At 53.3% G+C, this 25,133-nt stretch carries 18 protein-coding genes and 2 other RNA genes; 5 read left to right on the top strand and 15 right to left on the bottom strand.

Features of this window, described 5'->3' with window-relative positions:
- Positions 1-155: 155 nt before the first annotated feature.
- The 4 genes from recR to dnaX all read right to left on the bottom strand — a co-directional run bounded on the left by recR (position 156) and on the right by dnaX (position 4,548).
- Entirely contained in the window at positions 156-758 is a 603-nt protein-coding gene (gene recR, locus DJ564_RS10620) for a recombination mediator RecR (RefSeq protein WP_109628916.1), read from the bottom strand.
- 65 nt (positions 759-823) lie between these two features.
- Entirely contained in the window at positions 824-1,858 is a 1,035-nt protein-coding gene (locus tag DJ564_RS10615) for an NADP-dependent oxidoreductase (RefSeq protein WP_109628914.1), read from the bottom strand.
- Between the two features lie 203 nt (positions 1,859-2,061).
- Complete coding sequence (locus tag DJ564_RS10610; protein ID WP_109628912.1) at positions 2,062-2,400, bottom strand: YbaB/EbfC family nucleoid-associated protein; 339 nt, start codon at positions 2,398-2,400, stop codon at positions 2,062-2,064.
- 66 nt (positions 2,401-2,466) lie between these two features.
- Positions 2,467-4,548, bottom strand: a complete 2,082-nt coding sequence (dnaX, locus tag DJ564_RS10605; protein WP_109628909.1) for a DNA polymerase III subunit gamma/tau — start codon at positions 4,546-4,548, stop codon at positions 2,467-2,469.
- 144 nt (positions 4,549-4,692) lie between these two features.
- On the opposite strand from dnaX, the gene DJ564_RS10600 reads away from it, so the two are divergent.
- Positions 4,693-5,442 carry an ABC transporter substrate-binding protein gene (locus tag DJ564_RS10600; RefSeq protein ID WP_109628907.1) on the top strand — a complete coding sequence of 250 codons (750 nt, stop codon included), beginning with the start codon at positions 4,693-4,695 and terminating at the stop codon, positions 5,440-5,442.
- Positions 5,443-5,501: 59 nt separating this feature from the next.
- On the opposite strand, the gene DJ564_RS10595 is transcribed toward DJ564_RS10600, so the two are convergent.
- Positions 5,502-7,202 (bottom strand): bifunctional diguanylate cyclase/phosphodiesterase, encoded by a 1,701-nt coding sequence (locus DJ564_RS10595; RefSeq protein WP_109628905.1) that lies wholly within the window; start codon positions 7,200-7,202, stop codon positions 5,502-5,504.
- Between the two features lie 303 nt (positions 7,203-7,505).
- Between DJ564_RS10595 and DJ564_RS10590 the strand changes: the two genes are divergently transcribed.
- Positions 7,506-7,820: a helix-turn-helix domain-containing protein gene (locus tag DJ564_RS10590; protein ID WP_109628903.1), complete on the top strand. Its 315-nt coding sequence runs from the start codon at positions 7,506-7,508 to the stop codon at positions 7,818-7,820.
- Positions 7,821-8,005: 185 nt separating this feature from the next.
- Here DJ564_RS10590 and ffs (DJ564_RS10585) read toward each other — a convergent pair.
- Positions 8,006-8,090: signal recognition particle sRNA small type (gene ffs / locus DJ564_RS10585), an RNA gene on the bottom strand.
- A 128-nt stretch (positions 8,091-8,218) separates the two neighbouring features.
- On the opposite strand from ffs (DJ564_RS10585), the gene DJ564_RS10580 reads away from it, so the two are divergent.
- Positions 8,219-9,586 carry a site-specific integrase gene (locus DJ564_RS10580; RefSeq protein ID WP_109628901.1) on the top strand — a complete coding sequence of 456 codons (1,368 nt, stop codon included), beginning with the start codon at positions 8,219-8,221 and terminating at the stop codon, positions 9,584-9,586.
- 631 nt (positions 9,587-10,217) lie between these two features.
- Positions 10,218-11,792, top strand: a complete 1,575-nt coding sequence (locus tag DJ564_RS10575; protein WP_109628899.1) for a hypothetical protein — start codon at positions 10,218-10,220, stop codon at positions 11,790-11,792.
- A 938-nt stretch (positions 11,793-12,730) separates the two neighbouring features.
- Here DJ564_RS10575 and DJ564_RS10565 read toward each other — a convergent pair.
- The gene (locus DJ564_RS10565; protein ID WP_109628895.1) at positions 12,731-13,696 is read right to left on the bottom strand and encodes an HNH endonuclease signature motif containing protein; all 966 of its coding nucleotides are present in this window, start codon (positions 13,694-13,696) and stop codon (positions 12,731-12,733) included.
- Between the two features lie 176 nt (positions 13,697-13,872).
- On the opposite strand from DJ564_RS10565, the gene DJ564_RS10560 reads away from it, so the two are divergent.
- Entirely contained in the window at positions 13,873-14,442 is a 570-nt protein-coding gene (locus DJ564_RS10560) for a recombinase family protein (RefSeq protein ID WP_109628893.1), read from the top strand.
- A gap of 128 nt (positions 14,443-14,570) precedes the next feature.
- On the opposite strand, the gene DJ564_RS10555 is transcribed toward DJ564_RS10560, so the two are convergent.
- The 8 genes from DJ564_RS10555 to zipA form a co-directional block, all read right to left on the bottom strand.
- Entirely contained in the window at positions 14,571-16,577 is a 2,007-nt protein-coding gene (locus tag DJ564_RS10555) for a DUF3883 domain-containing protein (RefSeq protein WP_162556191.1), read from the bottom strand.
- 23 nt (positions 16,578-16,600) lie between these two features.
- Positions 16,601-16,939 (bottom strand): hypothetical protein, encoded by a 339-nt coding sequence (locus DJ564_RS10550; RefSeq protein ID WP_109628889.1) that lies wholly within the window; start codon positions 16,937-16,939, stop codon positions 16,601-16,603.
- Positions 16,940-17,149: 210 nt separating this feature from the next.
- Positions 17,150-17,785 (bottom strand): hypothetical protein, encoded by a 636-nt coding sequence (locus DJ564_RS10545; RefSeq protein ID WP_109628887.1) that lies wholly within the window; start codon positions 17,783-17,785, stop codon positions 17,150-17,152.
- Entirely contained in the window at positions 17,785-19,146 is a 1,362-nt protein-coding gene (locus tag DJ564_RS31955) for a nucleotidyltransferase (RefSeq protein WP_162556190.1), read from the bottom strand. The genes DJ564_RS10545 and DJ564_RS31955 overlap by 1 nt, the downstream gene beginning before the upstream one ends.
- 896 nt (positions 19,147-20,042) lie before the next feature.
- An RNA gene (gene ffs / locus DJ564_RS10535) (signal recognition particle sRNA small type) lies at positions 20,043-20,139 on the bottom strand.
- 110 nt (positions 20,140-20,249) lie between these two features.
- The gene (locus DJ564_RS10530; protein WP_109628883.1) at positions 20,250-21,416 is read right to left on the bottom strand and encodes a putative zinc-binding metallopeptidase; all 1,167 of its coding nucleotides are present in this window, start codon (positions 21,414-21,416) and stop codon (positions 20,250-20,252) included.
- Positions 21,417-21,644: 228 nt separating this feature from the next.
- A complete protein-coding gene (gene ligA, locus DJ564_RS10525) occupies positions 21,645-24,002 on the bottom strand; it encodes an NAD-dependent DNA ligase LigA (RefSeq protein ID WP_109628881.1) in 2,358 nt (785 codons plus the stop codon).
- 228 nt (positions 24,003-24,230) lie between these two features.
- Entirely contained in the window at positions 24,231-25,085 is an 855-nt protein-coding gene (gene zipA, locus DJ564_RS10520; RefSeq protein ID WP_109628880.1) for a cell division protein ZipA, read from the bottom strand.
- Between the last annotated feature and the right edge of the window lie 48 nt (positions 25,086-25,133).

The following is a 25,133-nucleotide window of genomic DNA, read 5'->3' as shown; positions in this document are numbered from 1 at the left end:
GAGCGCTTGCTTGGTTTTCAACAGGATTGTGTGAATCAGCTGGACCGAGTCGCACCCTTCGCGAGCAAGCCCGCTCCCACACTGGACTTTCGGCGTATGCGAACCCCCTGTGGGAGCGGGCTTGCTCGCGAAGGCGTCAACCCAAACAACGCACATTACAAAGCGATCGGCTTACGCCCCGCAAACGAATGCGCCAACGTCCCGCCATCCACCAGTTCCAGCTCACCCCCCAACGGCACACCGTGGGCGATACGCGAAGCAACCAGGCCTTTATTACTCAGCAACTGCGCGATGTAATGCGCCGTCGCCTCACCTTCCACCGTCGGGTTGGTCGCCAGGATGACTTCGGTAAAGGTGCCCGCCTCTTCAATCCGCACCAACAGCTGCGGAATGCCAATGGCCTCGGGTCCCAGGCCGTCGAGCGGCGAGAGATGGCCCTTGAGCACAAAATAGCGACCCCGGAACCCGGTCTGCTCCACGGCGTAGACGTCCATCGGACCTTCCACCACGCAGAGCAAGGTGTCGTCACGGCGCGTATCGGCACATTGCGGGCAGAGATCATCTTCGGTCAGCGTGCGACATAACCGGCAATGGCCCACCCCTTCCATGGCCTGGCTGAGTGCCGACGCCAGTCGCGAACCACCGCTGCGATCACGCTCAAGCAGTTGCAGCGCCATGCGCTGGGCGGTTTTCTGACCGACACCCGGCAAAATTCGCAGGGCATCGATCAGTTGGCGAATCAAAGGGCTGAAGCTCATGGGGAAACGTCCGACAAATCAACGAGACGCGGTTTATACCCGCGCCTCTGTATAGCGTCAATTATTCAGTCCTGGGCGACCCGTACCACCAGTTTGCCGAAGTTGCGTCCTTCCAGCAGACCAATGAACGCCTCGGGGGCATTCTCAAGGCCATCGACCACGTCTTCGCGGAACTTGACCTTGCCGTCCCGGACCCACGGCGCCATGGCACTGACGAACTCTGGCTGACGATCACCGTAGTCGTCGAACACGATAAAGCCCTGGATGCGTACGCGCTTGGTCAGCAACGTACGCTGCAACTGCGGCAGGCGATCCGGGCCGGTCGGTGCTTCGTGGGCGTTATAGGACGCGATGAGGCCGCAGAGCGGAATCCGCGCCTTGGCATTGAGCAGCGGCACCACCGCGTCGAACACCTTGCCACCGACGTTCTCGTAGTAGATATCGATGCCCTCGGGGCACGCTTGTGCCAGTTCCTCGGCGAAGTTCGGGCTCTTGTGGTCGACGCAGGCATCGAATCCCAACGTCTCCATCACGTAGCGACATTTTTCCGCTCCGCCCGCCACGCCCACTACGCGCAGGCCTTTGATCTTCGCCACCTGGCCGACCACCGAACCCACCGCACCCGACGCCGCCGCGACCACCAGGGTTTCGCCAGCGTTGGGCTGGCCGATGTCCATCAGGCCCATGTACGCGGTCATGCCCGGCATGCCCAGCACGCCCAAGGCCATGGATGGGCTCGGCAACCCGGACGGCACCGGAATGATGTTGCGGCCATCGCTGATGCTGTGGCTCTGCCAACCGGTGGCGCCCACCACCAGGTCACCTTCGTGGAATTTCGGATTCAGCGAGCGCTCGACGCGGCTGACAGCGCCACCGGTCATCACCTCGCCGATTTCCACCGGTGCGGCGTAGGACGGTGCGTCACTCATGCGACCACGCATGTAGGGATCCAGCGACAGGTATTGCGTTTTGAGCAGGACCTGACCGTCAGCCAGGTCCGGCAGGGCCTCCCGTTCCAGGCGGAAATTCTCTGGCGTCGGTGCGCCTACGGGGCGGGACGCCAGGACGATACGTTGGTTGAGGGTCAATGCGTCTGGCATGTGAGCGTCTCCTGTGATCGATGAATTCGGCGGTATAGGGGAGAAGACCTTTGTGGTGGTGTGGCGTTCGATGTTTCTGCCTTTCATTGTGGCGAGGGAGCTTGCTCCCGCTGCCACAGGGATTAACCTCGCCTGGCAGAAACAAAAATGCCAGGCGCGATGCCTGGCATTTTTTTGTAGCTCATCCGACGCGCTTTGGCGAATCAGAACGGCAGTTTCATACCCGGTGGCAGTTGCATGCCAGCGGTCATGTTGCCCATTTTGTCCTGGCTGTTGGCTTCGATCTTGCGCACGGCGTCGTTGACGGCGGCGGCGAACACGGCCTCCAGCATCTCTTTGTCGTCTTCGCTCAGGCCTTCAACCAGGCTTGGGTCGATGGTCACGCGCTTGACGTCGTGACGACCGGTCATCACCACGGTGACCATATCGCCGCCGGCTTTACCGGTGACTTCGGCGTTGGCCAGTTCTTCCTGCATCTTGGCCATTTTTTCCTGCATCTGCTGTGCCTGCTTCATCAGGCCGGCCATGCCACCTTTCATCATGGGAATCACCTCAAAAGTACTTGGATTAAACAGCGCCCGGCCCTAAGGGCCTAGCGCCTTCAGTTATTAGCCCTGACTGACCAGGGCTTCGACAGGTTCAATAGTATCGTTGCGGACCACCGCACCGAACTGCTGCATCATTTGCTGGATGAACGGATCACCGTGGATCGACTCCTCGGCCTCGCGCTGACGGTTCGCACGACGACGGGACGCGGCCTGGGCCGGGGTTTCCTGCTCAGGCTTGATCAGCTCCATGGTCAGGGTCAGCGTACGCCCGTGAAACTGGTTCAACGCATCGTTGAGACGGCGTTGCTGGGTGGCATTGAACAAGGCGCTGTGAGCCGGGTCCAGATGCATCAGCCAATTGTCGCCATCGACGGCGATCAGGGTGCAGTTGGCGGCGATGCTGCCGGTCATGCCGGAGATCGGCAGTTTCGGGAACAGCTCCAGCCATTGCAGCGCCAGACCGGTGGCGGGCATGGCGGCCGGCTCAGGCTCGGCTTCCGGCGCGGGTTCAGCGGTGTGTTCGCTGGCCAGTTCATCAAGGTAACTGTAGGCCGAATCCATGTCCGGCTCGATGTAGTCTTCGTCCAGCGGCGGCTCGTCATCCAGGTCCACGCCCGGGGTGGCGGCATCGACTTCGGCCACCGACGGCTCCGGGATCGGCGCAGCGGCCCACTCCGGCGCGTCCGGCACCACGCTGTCAGGCGTCGGCAACGGCATGGGCGGCAGATCGGGTTGTTCGCTGGCGGTTTCCAGGACCGGCTCGACGGCGGGTTGCTGGACGGGTTCGGGCTCAACCGGGTCATTCCACGGCAAGTCGACCACCGCTTCAACCGCGACAGGCTCGACCACGTGCTCGGTCACGACAACGGGCGCAACCGGCTCAGGCGCTGGAGCAGCAACCGCCGCAGCAACGGGTTCAGGCGCGGGCACAACGGGTGCAACTGCCGCAGCGACTACTGGCGCCACAACCGGCGCGGCAGCCACTGAATTTGCGGAATCAACTGTGGCCTGGCTGATCCCCACTGGCTTTAGCGGTTGCCTCGGGGCGTCGGCCGTGTCCGCCGGTCGGAACGCGAGCATTCGCAGCAGGACCATCTCGAAGCCACCACGCGGGTCCGGCGCCAGCGGCAAATCGCGCCGACCGATCAGGCCCATCTGGTAATAAAACTGCACGTCTTCGGCCGGCAAGGCTTGAGCCAGGGCCAGCACCCGATCGCGGTCGCCGTGACCGTTGTCGACGCCTTCAGGCAAGGCCTGGGCGATAGCGACACGGTGCAGCACGTTGAGAATTTCCGAAAGCACGCCGTTCCAGTCCGGGCCTTGTTCGGCCAAGTGACGAACGGCTTCGAGCAAGGCTTTGGCGTCGCCTTCGATCAGCGAATGCAGAACGTCGTAGACCTGACCGTGATCAAGCGTGCCGAGCATGGCCCGCACGTCGGCGGCCATGACCTTGCCTTCACCGAAGGCGATGGCCTGGTCAGTCAGGCTCATGGCGTCACGCATAGAGCCGTCGGCGGCGCGGCCCAGCAACCACAGCGCGTCGTCTTCGAACGGTACGTTCTCGACACCCAGCACGTGGGTCAAATGCTCGACCACGCGCTCCGGGGTCATGTTCTTCAGGGAGAACTGCAGGCACCGCGACAGAATGGTTGCAGGAAGTTTCTGCGGGTCAGTCGTCGCCAGGATGAACTTGACGTAGGGCGGCGGCTCTTCAAGGGTTTTCAACAGCGCATTGAAGGAATGGCTGGAGAGCATGTGCACTTCGTCGATCAGGTAGACCTTGAAGCGCCCGCGGCTCGGCGCGTACTGCACGTTGTCGAGCAGTTCGCGGGTGTCCTCGACCTTGGTCCGGCTCGCGGCGTCGATCTCGATCAGGTCGACGAAGCGCCCTTCATCGATTTCACGGCATACCGAGCACTCGCCGCAAGGCGTCGAAGTGATACCTGTTTCACAGTTCAGGCATTTGGCGATGATGCGCGCGATGGTGGTCTTGCCGACCCCGCGTGTACCGGTGAACAGGTAGGCGTGGTGCAGCCGCTGGCTGTCCAAGGCATTGATCAGAGCCTTGAGCACATGGGTCTGGCCGACCATTTCGCGGAACGAGCGCGGACGCCATTTACGTGCAAGAACCTGATAACTCATCGAAAACCGTCGCAACGAAGGAACACAAGCGGCTAATGCTAGCGGAGCAAGGCCAAAATTGCATCCGGTGCGCTCGTCTAATCTGGCTAAGATGCACTTTGGGGGGCTTTTATCGGCTCAGGTTTGTGAAGTGCCGGAGCGTTTATGCGTTTTGCCTTGGGGGCACTGCTGTGGATAAGTCTGAGCGTCGCCGCCGCCGAAGCGCCGCTGCGTTTCGTGGTCCCCGACAGTTGGGCGATGCCGATGGTGCAACTGGAACGCGGGCGTGTGACCCAGGGCATCCTGTTTGACGTGATGCTCAGTCTTGCGACCCAAGTCGGCGTTCCGGCCGAGTTCCATGTGCTGCCGCGGGCGCGGGTGCAAGGCGCCATGGAGCACGGTGAGGTCGATGTCCGCTGCTATGCCGCGCAGTCCTGGCTGCCGAATCAGTCCGGCGACTATATCTGGAGCATTCCGCTCTGGTTTCAGCGCGACATGCTGATCAGCCGGCAAGATCCGCTGCCTTCGGTAGTGCCTGCGAACCTGTCGCGACAAGCCGTCGGCACCGTACTCGGCTACAGCTACCCAACGTTGCAACCGCTGTTCGATACCGACCGACTGCACCGTGAAGACGCGCGCAACCAGGAACAGGTGCTGGAAAAACTCCACGCCGGGCGCTATCGCTATGCCGTGAGCAATCAATGGACGCTGGACTGGTTCAATCAACGCCTGTTACCCGACAAGCAACTCAAAGGCGTGGCGGTGCTGCAGGAACAGAGTGTCGGTTGCTACATGCGCAACGACCCCAAGGTGCCGGTGCAACGTATATTGCGCACGTTGCTGCGGATGAAAATGTCGGGGGAGATTGATGACATTATCCGGCTTTATATAGGTTCGGCGCCTGGTGCGCCTTAGCGATCTTTCTAATCAACTCGGGCCCGCTCCCACATGAGTCCAGTGGTGATCTCAAGACTTCAGCCAACCTGATCCATCGCTTGCCATTGCGGCGGCGCGACAAACCCGGCGACCCACGCCGGCACGTCGGCGGGCGGCATTGGCCGGGCGATGAAATAACCTTGAGCCACTTCACACCCCAGTCGCAACAGCAACTCCCCGTGCTCGATACTTTGCAGCCCTTCGGCAATCACCTGCCGGCCAAACGCGCGGGCCAGTCCGATCACTGCCGTAGTCAGCGCCAGGTCATCGCGATCATCCAGAATGTCGCGCACAAAGGATTTATCGATCTTGATGGTTTGGGTGCGCAAACGCTTGAGGTAGCTCAGCGATGAATAGCCGGTGCCGAAGTCGCCCAGCGAAAACTGCACCCCCAGCTCCTGACAGGCCTGTAGACAGGCGCTGACGTGCTGGATATTTTCGATCGCCACCGACTCGACGATTTCCAGGTCGAGCATCTGCGGCGCAACCTCGGCATGCCGGGCGAGAACTTGCCGGAGCCGATCGACGAAATCCGCGCGCTGAAAATGCCGTGCCGCGATGTTGATGCTGATCGGCCAGCCCTGCCCCGCCTGCTGCCAGCGGTGCAACTGCGTCAGCACCTGATCCATCACCCATTCACCGATGTCGACGATCAAGTCGGTCTCTTCCACCAGCGGCAAGAAATCCCGGGCCGGCACCATGCCGTTCTGCGGATGTTCCCAGTGCAACAACGCCTCGAAGCCGACCACCACGCCAAGACGCATGTTGACCTTGGGCTGGAAATGCAGACGCAACTCATCGGCGGCCAGCGCCTGGCGCACGCGCTCGACCGTCTGGTGAGTGGCCTTGACCTCCTGATCCCGGGACACATCGAATAGATGGAAGCGGTTGCGCCCGCGCTGCTTGGCCACGTACATGGCCTGATCGGCGTGACGCAGCAGGGTTTCGGCGTCTTCATTGTCGAAGGGAAACAGCGTGACGCCAATGCTGGCGAACACATTGATGTCTTTGCCGTGCAAGGTGTACGGCGCCGAGATCGCCCCCAGCACCCGGTTCAGCGCCGCGCGCAATTCCGGCAGATCCCGCACGTAACGCAACACCAGCACGAACTCGTCACCGGCCAGCCGCGCCACCACATCTTCGCCGCGCACGATCTGGCGCAAGCGCTTGGCCACTTCCACCAACAATTGATCGCCACTGGCGTGCCCGTAACCGTCGTTGACCGCCTTGAACCCGTCAAGGTCGAGCATGCACACGGCGAGCGGAATGTTTTCCTGCCGGGAAAACTCCAGCGCCTGATCCAGAAGATCCGAGAGGAATGCGCGATTGGGCAGCCCGGTCAGCACGTCATGGCCGACCCGCCATTGCAGGGAATGCAACAACTGGCGTTTTTCGCTGATGTCGAAACGAATCGACAGGTATCGATCAACCCGTCCGGTGGCGTCATCGAGGACCGGCACCATGGTGCTTTCCACCCAGTACAGGCTGCCGTCCTTGGCGCGATTGCAGATATCGCCTTTCCAGACTTCGCCCAGCGCGATGGTGCGCCACATGCCGGCGAAGAACTCCGCGGTGTGCACGCCGGAATTGAGGAGACGATGATTCTGCCCGAGCAACTCGTCGCGGCTATAGCCGGACACCGCGCAGAACTGATCATTGACGTGGGTGATCCGGCCGCTCAGGTCGGTCTCGGAAAAAATGGCGGCGGCATCCACGGCCCTGCGGTACTTCTCATCCATGAATCAGGCTCGCTGTCGCTAGCGGTGGGACTGCGCAAACACGTTTTCACTCCATGGCCCGCATTTGATGAACTCGCAGAACCGAAGATCAGCTAGTCTCAAAAACCTCGTGCAAGGCTCGCAAAGGAGCGCAATGCTGGCGGTTTCGCATCGCCCATTTTCGGGAAACAGGTCACCAATCACCCCTTATTGGCGGCGATTCTACGAAACGCATCACATTTTGCAAAGCAAGGTGATGGATCATGCAGTTGTCTAATGCAAAAATCTATCGTTAAGTTCTTGATTCTAAATGGGAATTGAGCGATGCAAATTTCAAGTTTGGGTCCAGCCATCCGACGCTACCGCAAGGTCGCGGGGCTTACTCAGGCTGAACTCGGCGAAAAAACCGGTTTTGACCCTAAAACCATCAGCCGCTTTGAAACCGGAACCTATACCCCCAGCGTTGAAGCCTTGTTCCTGCTTGCCGACGTGCTGGACGTCAAGCTGAAAGCCTTTTTCGCGGATTTAGGCGATGAAGAGGAACAGCGGGCATATCTGTTCGGTGTCATCCACAAAGCCACCCCGAAGGATCTGGGAAAGCTGATCGCAGCGGTTGACCAGGCCTTGTCCAAGCCTTAGTGGCGGAAATGAAAAAGGAGGCCGACGTGTCTGATACGACACGTCGGCCTCCTTTTTTACGTTAATTCGGTAAATCGGAAACGACAAAAAACCGCCTGGAACAAGCGCCATGGCAGCACAACAAAAGTCTTTTTGATAGATAACGCGAGAGAGGACTCGCGGTGCGTTATGGAGGCAACCCCACCAGCCACACCCCGGCACACAATGTTCCCGCTGTGGCTGCTTCCTTCCGGATCTGACCAGGTTCACGGGTAATCGTTGCGGGGCCATGTATTACGGGGGGTTCAGGCTGTTAAGGTCGCTTCAAATCATCCGTTCCAGGACCCAGCACGGACTGTCAGCACTCGGGGTGTAGCCAGCATTGTCACACTTTGCTGTAACACATGGGTGTCACACATATGGCCTACCTGATCCGACGCGGAGCCTTCTATTACCTGAACCTCCGACTACCCAAGCACCTTTTCCCACGCTGTAACACTTTGCGTTTGAGCTTGAATATTAGGCACCGTCAGAGCGCCCTATTTCTGGCGACTTCCCTCGCCCAGCAGGTGCATAGACACCTATCCGAACACCCTCTGGAAGACCTCCTGACGTTGCGTAGGCTTTGCACTGAATGGCGAGATGCATGCCCTGCCCCATCCTCCTGGCATCGATCACACCAGCCCATAGCCAAGCCAGCAAAATTAGTCACTGATGGTCCCGCTCTGTCTACCCTGTCGAAGATCTATATAGAAGAAGGCAAACGCGGTGGTACATGGCGGACGGTCAGCACCTTCGAGGTGGAACGTTCCCTACGTGATCTGTTCGAGCTGATGGGTGACATGCCAGTCGAAGCCTTCGACGCTCAGCAAGCCAGACTGCTGAAAGAACGGTTGAGTCGATGCCCGCAGTACTTCGGTCTACGCCCCGAATATGAAGGCAAGACTCTTATTCAGGTGGTGGAGTCTGGCGCCACTTACAAGACCATCACCGCCGTCACCGTGAACAATCGCTTACGCAAGCTTTCTGCCTTCCTGAGCTGGTGCAAGGCAAACGGGTACATCGCGGACAACCCACTGGTGGGCATGAAAGTAATGACGGGATCGGCCAAGGAGGCGCGGTCATCTTTTGATCGACACGATCTGACGACGCTGCTGGATTCGGCTGCACTCAGGGTACAAGCCCGCAAACACCCTTGGCGTTACTGGTTGCCGTTCCTTGGGCGAGCCACTGGCGCCCGACTGGAAGAGCTCTGCCAATTGCGTGTGGATGATTTTATCGAACAACAGGGCGTCCAGTGCATCCGTATCGATGACAGCAGGGAAGGCCAGAACCTGAAGAACTCCAGCAGCCGTCGAATTCTCCCGTTGCACCCGGCACTGATCGACCTGGGGTTGTTGCAGCACGTTGAATCGGTGAGGAGTACTGGTGCGGATCGCCTGTTCCCTGAACTGGAAACGGTTCGGGGGAAGCTGGGCCATGCGCCGTCGAAATGGTTCGGGCGTTACAAGGTGAAACGCGGGATCACCGACCCCAAGAAAACATTCCACAGCTTTCGACATACTCTGATCGATGATCTTCGGGATTCCGGAGTCCAGGACTCTCTAATCAAGCGAATAGCAGGACACGAGCACGGTGCAGTGACGTTCAGCATCTACGGCAGTCGCAACCCATTGAAGGCAATGGCGGACGCACTGCGACACATCGAACTTGCACCTCAAGCCCAAGCAACAGATCTAGGCTATACAAACCAAACCTCCATGCGTATGGAGACCAGCGATGAATGACATCCGCTTGCTGGCTGACATGATCGCCCGGCTTGAAAAACTAATAGGCCCTAGCCGTTACTGTTAACGAGATTGCTTTGAGGATCGAAAAGAAGGGTTCGCTTGTCGTTGCAGACATAACCTCGACAGCCAGCCAGACAGGTTGGAATCGCCACAGGGGTTAGCGATTGGATCACCGGTCACGCGTACTCAAACTAGGGTGACCGTTATTGAATGAATCCCTTGTCCAGGATGGCAGAGGAAATACAGAAGCTTTCCAGCATTACAAAAGCCGCCGGACTGATACCCAGCAAATAAAAAAGGGGTGCCTGCGAAAGTTCTACAACCCTACGAAGGCACCCCAAACAATTATATCAAATTAAAAACATAGAACTAATACCACCCCACAATACCAACAAAACAACCACCATAACGATTCAATCAAATTACTACTTGGCACGAACAACCACACGTTAGTTATCATGCCTTACCCCATCCTTACCGAGCGTAAAAATACCCATCGAAACTGTTTAGAATCGCTTCGCCGTGCGGTATATTAGCGTCAATCCAAACGCACTTCCCAGTTGAAAAGCGATGAACAGTCATCGCTATCAGCCGGGGATAATTCATCCTAAAAAAGGTATATACCCTAATGACCAAAAAAATTATTTACACTGCCATTGCCGCACCCGGTGCAGGGAAGACGCAGGCCGTAGTCAATAAAATCCCAGACTATATTAATAATGGATTCAAAGTAGTCATGGCACTTCCAACGTTAAAATTAAACGACGACATCTTGAAAACAATGAAAAAAGCAAATCTAACCCCCCTGATCATTAACAGTGACCAGGATGAAATCAAACACAATAAAACATCAGTAACAAGGGTCTTGGCCCAAGTTCTTAGGAGCAAGGCTCATCCGTTGATTATCGTCACACACGATGCTTTGAGGCGCACCGACCCGATTCTTCTCAAAGGTTACATCCTGATAATCGATGAAATCCCTGAGTTCATGGATATCAATCATTTCACCTTGAAATCCAAAGAAGCAGAAACAATCTTTGCAACCACCGAAGCTTTTAATAATCAACTACGAATCAAGGATGGTCTGCTTACCGAAATAACGGCTCGGGTAAAAACGTACAAATCGTCAATGTCGAATAAGGATAACGCGTCTACATTATCGGCCATTGAACACAAGATTTATGACACAATCTTGACCGGAAATATCGTGCTCGTTGAAACGGAAAAAGGCGGAATTATCAACTTCCACACTATTGTCGAAAAATCCGTGTTTGCTCAGATTGATCGGGCAAGGGAAACCCATATCTTGGCTGCAAATATTGATGGAGGACTGTTTGACCTTTTTGCAAAGAAACTGGGATACAAATACACACGTTCGAAGTTGACCCCCGAACCATCCAAGTACAACTGCCCCATATATATTTATCCAATGTTAAATGGTAGCTGGTCGAAATCAAAAGTATTAGCAAATGAAGAAGGAAACCTGGGATACACTCATGACGGGCAGAATAATCAAATCATTGATCGGGTATTTGAAACAGCAATTCAGCATTCGCCCAATGAAAATTTCTTGGTCATTCAGAACTCGTGGTCTAAATTCAGCGAAAAATATCAACCACAGGCTCAAAAAGCGAATACTAAAATTAAATTTGTCCCGATGGATTGTCGCGGATTGAACTGCTATCAGGACAGTACCGCTGCCTTACTGTTGTTTTCCGGAAAACCAAGCCCAAACGATACAACCTGTCTAAAGGTTGTAGGTGACAGGTACGACATTAATTTAACTGAGCTAATTAAAGCTTGGATCGTTAAAAACAAGCATGAGGCAAGCTTGCAAGCTGTCACCCGCACCGCAATTCGGACTTGGGGAAACACCAAGCCGGTGTATTTCTACGTGCAGGATGCAGAAGTCGCGAACTACTTCAAGCAAACGTATATGACGGACGCGATTATTGATCATCGTTTGGCGTTGACCATTTCTGCGCAACCAGACGGCAGGTCTAAAACCCCACCCGATGAAAAAACCAAAGCCATTAATTTCATCAAACATGGGTTCAATAACGGATTTAAACAGGCCGACATCAATAAAGCTGTGATGGAGCTTTGGAAGGTAGCCGAGAGAACTGCCCGTACGTGGACAAAGAGCGTACGCGAAAGCTTACCAGTCAAGCCTGTCGAAGGCCTGGAACAGTTCTTCGTATAATACTGATTCCGCCCGGTGAAAGCTGGGCGGCTAGCCTGCATAAAAACGGCCGCAACCCTAAGAATACTTCTTAGAGATATGGCCGCCTTTTAAAGTTCTCAAGCATGGTCTAGAACCCAAACAGCTATTTTAAACACAGATCAAACCAGAAGGCACGAAGTGCATTCTACGCGAAGCGTGTATCTGGAACGACTTGAACACAATAGTAGTTCTAGATTTAAAAACCGCTGTAACCAGCCCTCAGCCTTCGGCTTCGGCTTCGGCTTCGGCTTCGGCTTCGGCTTCGGCTTCGGTTTTAAACCACCATCAACCGTCCTAAAAGCAATTAAATCATTTAGAAAACCAAAGGCAATATCGGTTTTTATTGATTTTGATCACCCGTACCGGGTGCACTCGCAAGCTCGTGCAATCAAAGTTAACAGACCATAACCCTAGCGATCATCTATGATGTTTTAAAAGCCTAGACTTTTAACAAACACATCCGTTCCTATTGCCTACGGCGCTACCTCGGATTAACCAGGAGTTCTACATCAAACGCTATGCAGTTTGACTAAAATCACAACCGGTATAGAACAGCACAAAATATTAATGTAAAAGCATTTTTTGTTGTTTTTTTGCCACGACCTTCGCTGACAACAGCCTAAAAACCTAAGGACAAGTGACAGAACCATTGTACCAATTCATCAAAATACGCCATTTAGAGGCATTTCTTTACACAATAGTATGATAGAACGAACAGACGACATAGCACTGGCCTTATGTGCCTTTTTATATTTTAAAGCTGAGTCATTCCATCCTATGACCTAATAAAATAGGGGTATCCTAGAGGACACAATACAACAGATCAAATAACCTTCAGAAATAAACGCGTATGAAAAAAGCCCCAGAAAACGGGGCTTACACCCTCAACTTTTATCCCGCCTTAAACCGAACCAAATTTATACATAATGAGAAGCGATGACATCAAAGCACTGTTGACGCAACTCATCCCGGCCAACAGCGTGGTGTGCCCTCCGATGTGCATCCGCCGACAAGGCTATGACGTTTTCAACTGTATCTGGACCACCTTCAGAAAGTGGAACGATGTGATGGGTTTCAAGATAAACACCACCATTCGCCATTTGGAATCCCGGCACAGACGTCAATTCGCATAGACCTTTTGACCTTGCCAGTACGAGCGCTCGGACCCTTGGGTCACGATACTTCTGCTCGCCTTTGTAGGTGTAAGCCAAGGGGCGCATATCCGCATGAAACTGGTCCACAATAATTTTTCCATCATCAACATCGCCGGTTTCGGCTGCACTGTCGACCATATCGGCAGAGTCAGTCCCATCCCCTACACTCAATCGACGGTTATCCCCACGTACTAGAACAAAGGCACCGGTGTCATCGTCAAAGCTTTCTACTCGCCAAGACTCATCGTCCAAATAGCGGCCAACAGCACGATCATTGTCAGCATCAATATCGTCTGGTTCTCGGACAGGCCCCGACACGATTACCACCCGTACCGACGTCGAGTTCATATGGGCAAGCTGGACCGTCGAGCTGAAATGCTGTGCACGATTGATGCGCGGATCTTTGATCGTTCGGCTTCTGTTTTTTGGGTCTTTTTCAAGCTGTCGGATCAGCGTGTCTGCATACGCCCTCAGATTCCCAACGAAACAAACACGTCCTTGGCTGTCCAGGTCTATTTCTTCGAACCAAACGCACAACAGCAATATGCGTCCATCGATGCTTCGGAAAGACCATTCATAACAGTACCCTCCATTTGATTGAGGTAGCGTGACTGGCTGGCCATCTTTTTTCCTGAAACCCCACGCTCGGACGTCAATACCCGCGCTTTGCACGCAATCTATGATCATCCACTTGCCGGTCGGCCTTAAATCTTCCAATGCAATGCCCATTGCTCACTCCTCAGCAATTCCATACGTGATTGGCACAATGATAACAACGCATCACCAAACGACCGTTAAACGATACCAATCTGACGGACGGCATGAGGCATCATAAATATAGGGTTTGTCGGTTGTTGATACCTTGATACACTGATACCACGTTAAACGATACCGGAGCAAATATTATGCCACGCACTTTCCTATACTGCCGAGTCAGCACCTCCAACCAGTTCACTGAAAACCAAGTCCAGGAAGTGAAAGCGGCTGGCTTCGATGTACAGTCCAGTCGTGTAGTGGAGGAAACGGTGTCGGGCAGTGTTGCTGCAAAGGAACGTGCAGGCTTCCAGAAGCTGTTAGAACGTATGGAATCGGGTGACGTGCTGATCGTTACCAAGCTTGACCGATTGGGGCGTAACGCAATGGATGTGCGCCAGACTGTAGAGCATCTAGCTTCGACTGGAATCCGTGTTCACTGCTTAGCCCTTGGTGGCGTAGACCTTACCTCCCCAGCAGGCAAGATGACCATGCAAGTGCTCGGGGCTGTGGCTGAGTTCGAACGTGACTTGCTGATCGAACGTACCCAACAAGGATTGATCCGTGCAAAGGCTGAAGGCAAGAAGCTGGGTAGACCTGAAGCCATTACCACCACAGCATCAGTGCAACGACTCAAGTTACAGGACATGACTCAGACTCAGGTAGCGGTGGAGCTGGGTATTGGCATTGCTACTGTCAAACGTCATTGGAACAAAGCCTGAGACGCGATCAGTGCCCACTTGTGTTTAGCACAACTAACTTCATGATGTTCTGCCGCCCCTTTGGGGATATACCCCCGGGGTGGAAACTAATACCACCCTAGAAGTGAGCTAAACCCGCCGAGGAACTATCAACACAGCTCAAATCGAACAGGATTGAAGGGATATTGACTACACTCCCACACCCACTGCCTACAAGATCGAACAAGCTCTAGCTTGTCAACCGGATTAGGTATAAAACACACGTCCAAAAAATCGCCCAATTGCTGAACTATCGCCAAATAATAAGAATCACCATTTTGCCTAGCAACCGCCTCTTCATTACTTGTCAATGTAAATGGTTGCGACGGTGACGCTATCAACTTGACCTCAACAAAAATCTTTCTCCCCTCCTTATCGACACACTCAATATCATAGCCAAGATTCTGTCTACTTACATCATTAGCAATCCATCCTTGTGCAATGAATATATTCTTAACTTGCTCTTCCGCCCCTCTCCACTTCTTCAGGCTCAAGGAAGTTACCTGATTTAAAACAGAATCAACCGACCAATCTGAGCTCTTTTGAAGCACAGTATCTAAAGAGTCAGTTTTCTTACCAACAGAAGGAATGACTCTTGAAGCAACACCCTGATTTGTAAGGGCACTCACCAGACGTAAAATCCCTCCAGCTCCAGCGGTTTTTTCAACTACCATATCAATGAAAGCCTCATCCAAGACTGACTCACATTCATCAATCTGAGCTATGGAAAGCTTCTTATTTCCAGACACCCAAACGGGCCAAGACACATCTATATCACTAATACTTATTTGCTTGGTATCAGCCAACCTAACTAACTCAGACACAATCTCAGAACACCCGCTCTGCGAAATATCTTGACTTACGAATGACCTAGATATGTCATTAACGCCGACGTCCTTGGCGCCAAGATATCGCATTAAAGCAGACGCACCCTCAACACCTTCGATAGATCGAGGCATAGGTTCAAGCCCGCTCAACTTAGTCAATAACTCGAAGTCTATGGAGTTAAGCCACGACGGACGCAGCACAAACATATCCAACCTACATACTTCTTGGAGTTTCCTAAATAGCTCTGACTTAAATGACCTTTTCTGGTATTTATGCATTCTAGGGTCATCAAGAGGAAGAAGTGCCTTTAGCATTCCGATTGAGTCAGGCATTGGCTTATCTAAAATAATATCATTCACCAAACCAGCTAATATCGCAGCTAAATCCGAAATTCCTTGATCTGTCCTATCATCAAAAACAATCCTAGTCCTTGAAGGGTCTGTACTAATATCACTATTGAGCTTAACGCCAAGACCAGTAGACTCATTAGTCGGCAGAAAGGCATGAACTACCGCGTCATTTTCAGGAAGCCTCTCAATCACCTCGCTAACGGAGTCTTGATAAAAGGCAACCGCCCCTCCTTGACTACCAACAACAATCCAATTAGATACCGCACGCTCTGAACTGATCTGCACCAGTCGCACCGCTCCGTCCCATTCCTCCCTACCGACCACGTAGGATTCCACAGCCCCTGCAACAAGACTTAACTTCTGAATATTCCTTAGAAACAACAGAGACGTAGCATCAAAATTCAAAAATTCATTATCTATCGCACTTGCAGTAAAGTCACCAAACACAAAAAAAGTCACATAGCCTTGTTTTCGAAGCATCTCAACTTCAGGCATAATTGCCTGGCGGGTTGCACCATCCAACTCATGCGGTATTCGTATAAGCGGAACTCGACTAGCTTGAGGAACCGCCCTAGCTGTCAAATCTCTAGAGAAAGTAGCCTCCAGCCCACCGCTAATAATATGAACCACCTCAGCTAAGCCAACTACCGACTTAAACCCTATTCCTCGATAGCCAATACTGCTCCCACGAGACTTTGTAGATGACGCGCTCCTACAAATAGACTCAAAATCATTTACTGTGAATGGATTTCCATTATTTGCAACTATCAAATATCCATAAATCTTCTTTACAAGAAAGCTCGTAGCCTTTGCATCATCAGCATTCTGAAGTAACTCTATAAACGATCGAGAGTCATAGCTTTCAGCCACATACTTCTCTAGACCTGCCAAATCAGAAAGCAGATGAGGGGAACGCTGTGCTTCTTCCAGCAAAGGCAAGCGAACTTCCTGTAACATTATAATCACCCTTTCTTCGGATAAATTCTGATTTTGGAAATATTTTTAACAGAAATATTCAGTGACTCACTAAAAGCCTCAAATCCAAAAAATGATTCACTATCATAATAACTAGTATCCGTACCAATCACCCTATCCGACTGATCGTAAACCGCGATAACTACGTTTACGTCATCCGTCAGCTCTGCACCACTAGAAGCATGTATCTCTCCGTGAACCTGTAGTGAAATATAGTCATCATCATCAGCATCCAAGAAGGCGGACATCCCCTGGAATCTCACTCCAACTCGCTCTTCAAAAGCCTCAACCCGCTCAATCTTTGATGTCAAATCGACTTTTGCCACAAGCCTTGCTCCTATGCACTTCTAGTTGAACAACACAATTTAAAAAAATTCTATATTCAGCATCGCATTCAAACAAAAGAATCTACAGATACAGTATAGATATTAGTCCAACTACCTAGGACCAATCGATCTATTTTAGGTAGAATCAACGCTACCTGCTTCATATCCAGCAGCGAGGCAGGTCATGCTGGGGCTGCATTTTCAGATCGGCTACACATTTCGAACAAGCTTAATACAGCCCGCTGTTTGCATGCGATTCTGCCAATTACGATTCGTCCAGTACGTACCAGTCAAAACCGTTCCGCTTTTAACCCGAAGTTTTGCACCACCTTGAAACGAGTTTACGTCCGTTTCAAGAGGCTTAACAACCTCACTTTCAAAAACATAGTAAAGTACGTACGAACCGAATATCTCATCTTTTAGAATACGAGATAACACAACGTGACTAGTTGAATATTCATCATCAGAAATCATTGACATTGAAAAATGAAAAACCGACATAGTAATTTCAAATCTCAGTATTTTTGAAAGTGACTGACCATTAACTCCTTTGAATTGAAAGTCAGCGGTCCACCCTCCACGCAGATCTGGACCAACATATTTATTCAAAATATTAGAAAGACCTGGTATCGACCAAAGAAACATACCAAAAAATCTAAAAAACAAATAGATGAAAGTCCAATAAGCAGTCAAAAGAGACACGAATTTTGAAATACTGTTTACAGTGGCAATTTCATATTTAACATCAGGAACGCCAATATTCAAAATCGGATAAGCCAAAACAAATATTGCGGTAAACAAAGCAACAATAGTGGATTTTGCTTTCATAGATAACAAATCCCACATTAGCGACCTCCTTTATAAATTCTTCTTCTAATTGGATTTTTCACGGGCCTATTGTAGGGCTGGATATTTACTTTAACCTTCCCAATACCAAGCACCTGCCCTCGATATACCACTGTAGCATCCATATAGTGAACACCTGTATAAGCACAATTTCGCGATATTTCTTCACTGATACTCAGAGGTGTATTGTGCCCAAGATCATTAGAGTCCGCTGCATCTCCCCCTTGGTTACGAACGATCCAAGTTATACTTGCATCGGGATGATACTCATTGAAGTTAAACACCCTAAACGAAAGCGATTCATTCTTATAACAAATTACTGACGAAGTCACTTCAGAAGACAGCAAAATACCTTTTGAATCGTAATGCCTAACTTCTGTAAGAGCAGGTGATGTAACTGCTGGCAAGCCTGTTTTCCCGCCAGCAATTGCAGCTTCGTTTATCGGCGGCAGCATATGACCGAATATACGTTCCCAGAGATAGAATGATGCAAATGCATCCTCAATCCTCATTGCAGAGTTACTGACCTCTTCAAGTTCCAGCAAATGCGGACGCCAATAGTCAATATCAGCCTTTGAAAACGATAGGATATCCGACCCAGTAAGTGGATTAATTACACTTTCAGACTCTAAAATACAGTTTACAATCTTTTGCGCAGCTGCGGCAAAGTCCGACTCATCATCAGAAGAACCTATAAGTTCTATAAATTCTACAACGAGTATCGTCAATGCCATAGATGAAAGTGGTTTAGCAAGCGATGAGTTCGCCTTCAGCGAGGCCCATGCCTTCAGATATTTTATAATACGTCGCACGATTGGTCGCTGAGAAACACCGACGCTGTTATCGAACCAGTCTTGAAAACCTTTTGGATCACTATGTTCCCAACCATTTTCTGTTGCCAAAACCACAGTATCATTTTGAGAATTAAAATAATACATTGGCATATCAATATGAAAATCACCAGAAAACACAACTCGCTCGCAACGCTCTTTTACTTCTTCAGGCACACGTGCATTGGAATCAAACTGACAATAATCAACTATCGCATCATGCAAATCAGATTTAATATCAACAGCATCAATACCCGACTCATCACCTTCCCCAATCAAGTAAAGACCAACATCAATATCAAACTCTTCGAATTTTGATGTTGGCCTAATCAAAGTATGATTCTTTAGAGAACCTTGTATCCAATGTTTGACTTCAACATCAAAAACCTCAGAAAGTTTTGGCTTTACAAACCCCAATAAAGCATCTCGCCCTTCACGTGCAGTTTTTAACTGTTTATCTGAAAGAGATATCCGCGAGAATAGGGTATTTTGATTATCTGAATCATAGAAAAGCGCCGAACAACCACCCATTATATTTGCTCCATGCAGTTCCGTTATATTCCATCATCCGTTATGAAAAACTCAGACGTTGGAACTTAAGCAGTGAAAGCCTAAGCGGGAGATAACATCTCAGAATTTAGTAAAAAATTCCATCACTGCGTGTCCAGGGAAAAAACTGTTCACAACCACATCCAGTCGATAGACGCGCTTCACCTCATCACGTCATTGGCAAAACTCAAAGAGTGTTAGCTGCTGTGAGCCCGATTGGAAGGTGAAGCTGTTGTTCCCTGCCCCTTGCCATCCAACAGCAGCGATCCACGGCGGAGCGATGCTACGGCTCGCCCAACGACCTATGTAGATGCAACCAGACTGATAACCGCAAGCCGCTACCAGCAAAGGTTAACGATGTCGTCTCAGCCGCAGTGCCGTCCACATCAACGGCTCACCTGCACCCGAGGTGTCGTAACGCCGATAGCCTTTGAACGGGCCGGGCACCCGACTACATGCTGTCAGAAAAGGCGTAAAGGGGCTAATGGGTCCCTTTTTATAGGCATGGCCGATCAAAAAAAATAGAAACCCAAAATTTCCCCGATCCTAAAATTTTTGCTGGTCAATTTTACGCACGATGCAAAAACGAAAAAGCCCCGAAGACTTTGATCTTCGGGGCTTTTCTATACATGGTCAAGAGATAGGGATTTGCCCCTTATACGTCTTCAAGACCACGAAGGAGTTATGAATTCCCTCGCTCAACCACCGAGAATTCAACGATGACAATGCAACCTGAACGGCTTTGATGGCGAGAGAGAAATGTTCGAGGTAAAATCGCCAGCACAGTGCACCACTTAGGTGTACCTAAGCGCTGTCACACTTCGAGATTTTTGACTGACAAATCCTTGTAAAATCAAGGACTTAGAAATAGGTGGTAACCCCACCAGCCACACCCCGGCACACAATGTTCCCGCTGTGGCTGCTTCCTTCCGGATCTGACCAGGTTCACGGGTAATCGTTGCGGGGGGACCGATGGGGTCACCATAACGACGCTCACCTGACGGCGAGCCGCGCCATTGTACCTATCTGAGACGAAGTTACAACCGTTCGGACGGATTAAAAATATGAAGGTGCTCAAGCACTTGCTACTGCGCTTGCAACACTTCATCCGCCCTGCCGCCCTCTTGCTGGATCACCAGATGGATGAAGTGCAGCTTGGTAATCACTGCCGGCGGCAGGACGAATGGGTAGAAATCGGGCTGGCCCATGCTGCGCGACAATTCATTGAGCATGCCGGCCAGTTCGATCCATGCGTTGACGAACGACAGAAACGCCGCGCCGCCGGGATGCTGCGGATCGTAGAGCGTGCTGGACGGAAACGGCTGGTAGTCGAAGTCCATTTCCCGCGCGCTCATGCCGAACCCCAGCGCGGTGTCCACCGCGTCCATCATGTGCAGGTAATGCGCCCAGGTTTCCGCCCAGTCTTCCCACGGATGCATGGTGGCGTAGGCACTGACGCACTGGTGCTGCCAGTCGAGCGGCGCGCCTTGCTGATAATGGCGTTCGAGGGCGTCGGCGTAGCTGACACGCTCGTCGCCGAACAGCCCGCGAAATGGTTCCAGCCAGTGACTGTTGGCGATCAGCCGATCCCAGTAGTAATGACCGACCTCATGACGAAAATGCCCGAGCAGCGTGCGATAAGGCTCGTGCATTTGCACCCGGACCTTTTCACGGTGGGCGTCGTCGGCTTCCTTGATATCAAGGGTGATCAGGCCGTTGGCGTGACCCGTGGTCGGCGGTTTGCCTTCAAGGTCGACACCGATGAAATCGAAGGCCAGACCGGTTTGCTCGTCGACGGTTTTGGGAATCACCTGCAACCCCAGGCCGATCAACTGCGCGACCAGGCGACGCTTGGCGGTTTCGACCTGGCGCCAGCGTTCGTGGTTTTCGGCAATCGACAGATCAGGGATGGTGCGATTCAGGCTACAGGCGATGCACAACGCATCGTGGTCATTGGCCGGCAGCAGCCAATTACACGCGGCGGGGGAATCGAGGTTGGCGCAGCGCCGGAACAGACCGGCTTCGGGGTCGGCGTCGAGCAACCAGGTATCCGCTTGCAAGCCTGGTTGCAGCGAGGACAAGCGACTTTGCTCCGGCTGATAGCCCAACGCTGCCGAACAGGCCAGGCACTGGCTGTTTCGAAAGAACAGCGACTGCCCGCAGCGGCAATGCCAGACCTTGCTGTTGCGCGTACTTTCACCCACGAAGGGCGCGGCGATGCGTGAGCTGAGCTGTTCGAAGAAGCGGTACATGACGATCTCTCCCTGGGGCTTGCCAAGACTAGATCATTCCCCAGCGAAGATCGTTCCCACGAGAACACACCTGCGTGCATTGCTTTTGTGGCGAGGGGATTTATCCCCGTTGGGTTGCGAAGCAACCCCAGATCCGGCAACCGCATTATCACAGACAGATTGCGGGCAACGGCCTTGCGACGACTTCGTCGTCGAACGGGGATAAATCCCCTCACCACAAGTTCAGTGTTAGATCGAGATGTCGTGTTTTTTCAGGAAATCGACGAACGCTTCTTCATCGAGCACTTTCAGTCCCAATTCGTTAGCCTTGGTCAGCTTCGAACCGGCACCCGGCCCCGCCACCACGCAATGAGTCTTGGCCGACACCGAACCCGCCACCTTGGCTCCGAGGCTTTCGAGTTTGTCCTTGGCGATGTCGCGGCTCATCAATTCCAGCGAACCGGTCAACACCCAGGTCTGGCCGGCAAGCGGCAGGCCTTCGACGACTTTTTTCTCGCTCTGCCAATGCATGCCGAAATCGCGCAGCTGTTTTTCAGCTGCCTCGGCAATCTGGCGGTTTTCAGCAACCGCAAAAAAATCCCGAACCGAATTCGCCTGCTTCTCCGGCAGCGCCTGACGCATGTCCAGCCAGTCAGCGCTCATGACCGATTCCAGAGAACCGAACTTGTCCGCCAGTTTCTGCGCCCCGCCCGGTCCGACCGAAGGAATGTGCAACTTGTCGAGGAAACCGCCCAACGTGGTGCTGGCAGCAAACTCGGCACCCAGCTCGCCCTGATCCTGAATCTGCATACCGTGCTTGAGCAGATCCGCAATCACCTGCCGGTTATGCGCATCTTCAAAGAAGCTGTGAATCTCGTGAGCCACTTCCAGGCCGACATCCGGCAAGTACGTGAGCACTTGCGGCAACGCCTGCTGAACCCGCTCCAGCGAGCCGAGAGACCGTGCCAGGACCTTGGCCGTCTCCTCGCCGACATCGGGAATCCCGAGGGCGTAGATAAACCGTGCCAGGCTCGGTGTCTTGCTGTCTTCGATCGCGGCGAGCAGCTTATTGCTCGACAGCTCGGCAAAGCCCTCCAGATCGACAATGTCATCGAACTTCAAGGCATACAGATCGGCAGGAGAACTCACCAGACCTTCATCGACCAATTGTTCGACACTCTTGTCGCCCAGGCCTTCAATGTCCATCGCGCGGCGGGAGACGAAGTGAATGATCGCCTGCTTGAGTTGCGCACCGCAGGCCAGACGACCGACGCAGCGGTACACCGCGCCCTCGCTGACGGTCTCGCGACCCTTACTGCGCTTGACCAGTTGCGTGCGCTCGACATGCGAGCCGCAGACCGGGCACTTTTCGGGAATCTGCACTGGACGCGCATCATCCGGACGGCGCTCCATGACCACTTGCACCACTTGCGGAATCACGTCGCCCGCACGGCGGATGATCACGGTGTCGCCGATCATCAGGCCCAGACGCGCCACTTCATCCATGTTGTGCAACGTCGCATTGGCCACGGTGACACCGGCGACCTTGACCGGTTTCAGGCGCGCCACAGGCGTCACGGCGCCGGTACGACCGACCTGGAATTCCACGTCGAGCAGTTCGGTGAGCTCCTCCATGGCCGGGAATTTGTGGGCAATTGCCCAGCGCGGTTCGCGAGCGCGGAAGCCCAGTTCACGCTGGGACGCGATGCTGTTGACCTTGAACACCACGCCGTCGATTTCATAGGCCAGGCCGTTACGGCGCTCACCGATGTCGCGGTAGTAATCCAGGCACTCATCGATGCCGTGCGCCAGTTTCAGTTCGCGACTGATCGGCATGCCCCACGCCTGGAGCTGTTTGAGATTGCCGATGTGGGTGTCGGCAATGTCCGCCGAAATCTGGCCGATGCCGTAGCAGCAGAATTCCAGCGGACGGTTGGCGGTGATCTTCGAATCGAGCTGGCGCAAGCTGCCGGCTGCCGCGTTGCGCGGGTTGGCAAAGGTCTTGCCGCCGACTTCCAGTTGCGTGGCGTTAAGGCGTTCGAAACCGGCCTTGGACATGAACACTTCGCCGCGCACTTCCAGGGTCGCCGGCCAGCCGGTGCCTTGCAGCTTCAGCGGGATATTGCGCACGGTACGCACGTTGACGCTGATGTCTTCGCCGGTGGTGCCGTCGCCGCGCGTTGCGCCGCGCACCAACACGCCGTCCTGATACAGCAAGCTGACCGCCAGGCCATCGAGCTTCGGTTCGCAGCTGTATTCCACCGCCGCGCCGCCACCAAACAAGTCGCCGACCGGCAGGTCGAGGCCTTCAGTCACCCGGCGATCGAACTCGCGCATGTCGGTTTCTTCGAAGGCGTTGCCGAGGCTGAGCATCGGCACTTCGTGGCGCACCTGAGTGAACGCCGACAGCGCCGCGCTGCCGACGCGCTGGGTCGGCGAGTCGCTGGTGATCAGGTCGGGATTGGCCGCTTCGAGGGCCTTGAGCTCGTGGAACAGCCGGTCGTACTCGACGTCCGGAATGCTCGGCTCGTCCAGCACGTGATAACGATAGTTGTGCTGGTCCAGCTCAGCGCGCAGCTCTAGAATGCGGGTTTTGGCGGCGGTCATGGGTGTTCTCTCATAAAGCAAAAGAGCAGCCGAGGCTGCTCAATCTTCTAAACAATAGCGTAACGACGCATGTTCTGTGGCGAGGGAGCTTGCTCCCGCTCGGCGGCGAAACCGTCGTAAAACCAGCGATTGCGGTGTGTCTGAATGAAGGGGGCTGCTTCGCAGCCCAGCGGGAGCAAGCTCCCTCGCCACAAAAAGCTCTCCTGACATAGAGAGCTTCGTTTTGAATCAACGCTTCTGGGTCAGGGCGCGACGTTCGAACTCAACGATACGCTGACGGTAATGCTCAATCGTCTGGGCGGTCAGCACGCTGCGCTGGTCGTCTTTCAGTTCGCCGTTCAACTCCTGGGACAGTTTGCGCGCCGCGGCCACCATCACGTCGAAGGCTTGCTTCGGATGACGCGGGCCTGGCAGGCCGAGGAAGAAGCTCACCGCCGGCGTGCTGAAGTGGTCGATGTCGTCCAGATCAAAGATGCCCGGCTTGACCGCATTGGCCATGGAGAACAGGACTTCACCGTTGCCGGCCATGCTTTCGTGGCGGTGGAAAATATCCATCTCGCCGAAACGCAGGCCGCTTTCCAGAATGTTCTGCAACAGCGCCGGGCCCTTGAAGCCGGCAGCGTCACGGCAGATCACGCTGATCACCAGCACTTCTTCGGCTTGCGGTTGTTCCTTGTCGCTGACCGAAGGCGAGGACTTGGTGTCATCCGGGAAATCGTCGTCACGGCTGCTGAAGCTCGGGCCGCCGTCCAGGTCCAGGCTGAGGTTCATGTCACCCTGGGAAGGTTCGCCGTGGCCACGCTTGCCGCGCTTGGAACCCGACTCACGCGGTTCACGGGCAGGCATGCTCACCGACGGCAGATCGTGCTCGTCCAGTTGTGGTTCTTTATGCGTGTCCAGCACGCGGGGCGGGCCCAACAGCTCGGCGCTGGTGTCCTCGTCCGGCAGATTGGACAAACTTCGGTCAAGACGGAATTTCAGTTTTCCCTTGCCGCCGCGCATGCGACGCCAGCCATCGAAAAGAATACCGGCAATGACAATAATGCCGATGACGATCAGCCACTCGCGCAGACCGATTTCCATGTAATCCCGTGCCTCTATAAAAAATGCTGAAAAATAAGGGGTTTACAA

This window comes from Pseudomonas sp. 31-12 (assembly GCF_003151075.1).
GTDB lineage: Bacteria > Pseudomonadota > Gammaproteobacteria > Pseudomonadales > Pseudomonadaceae > Aquipseudomonas.
Note: the sequence above shows the minus strand (reverse complement) of the source record. Positions and strands in the feature narration are given on the sequence as shown.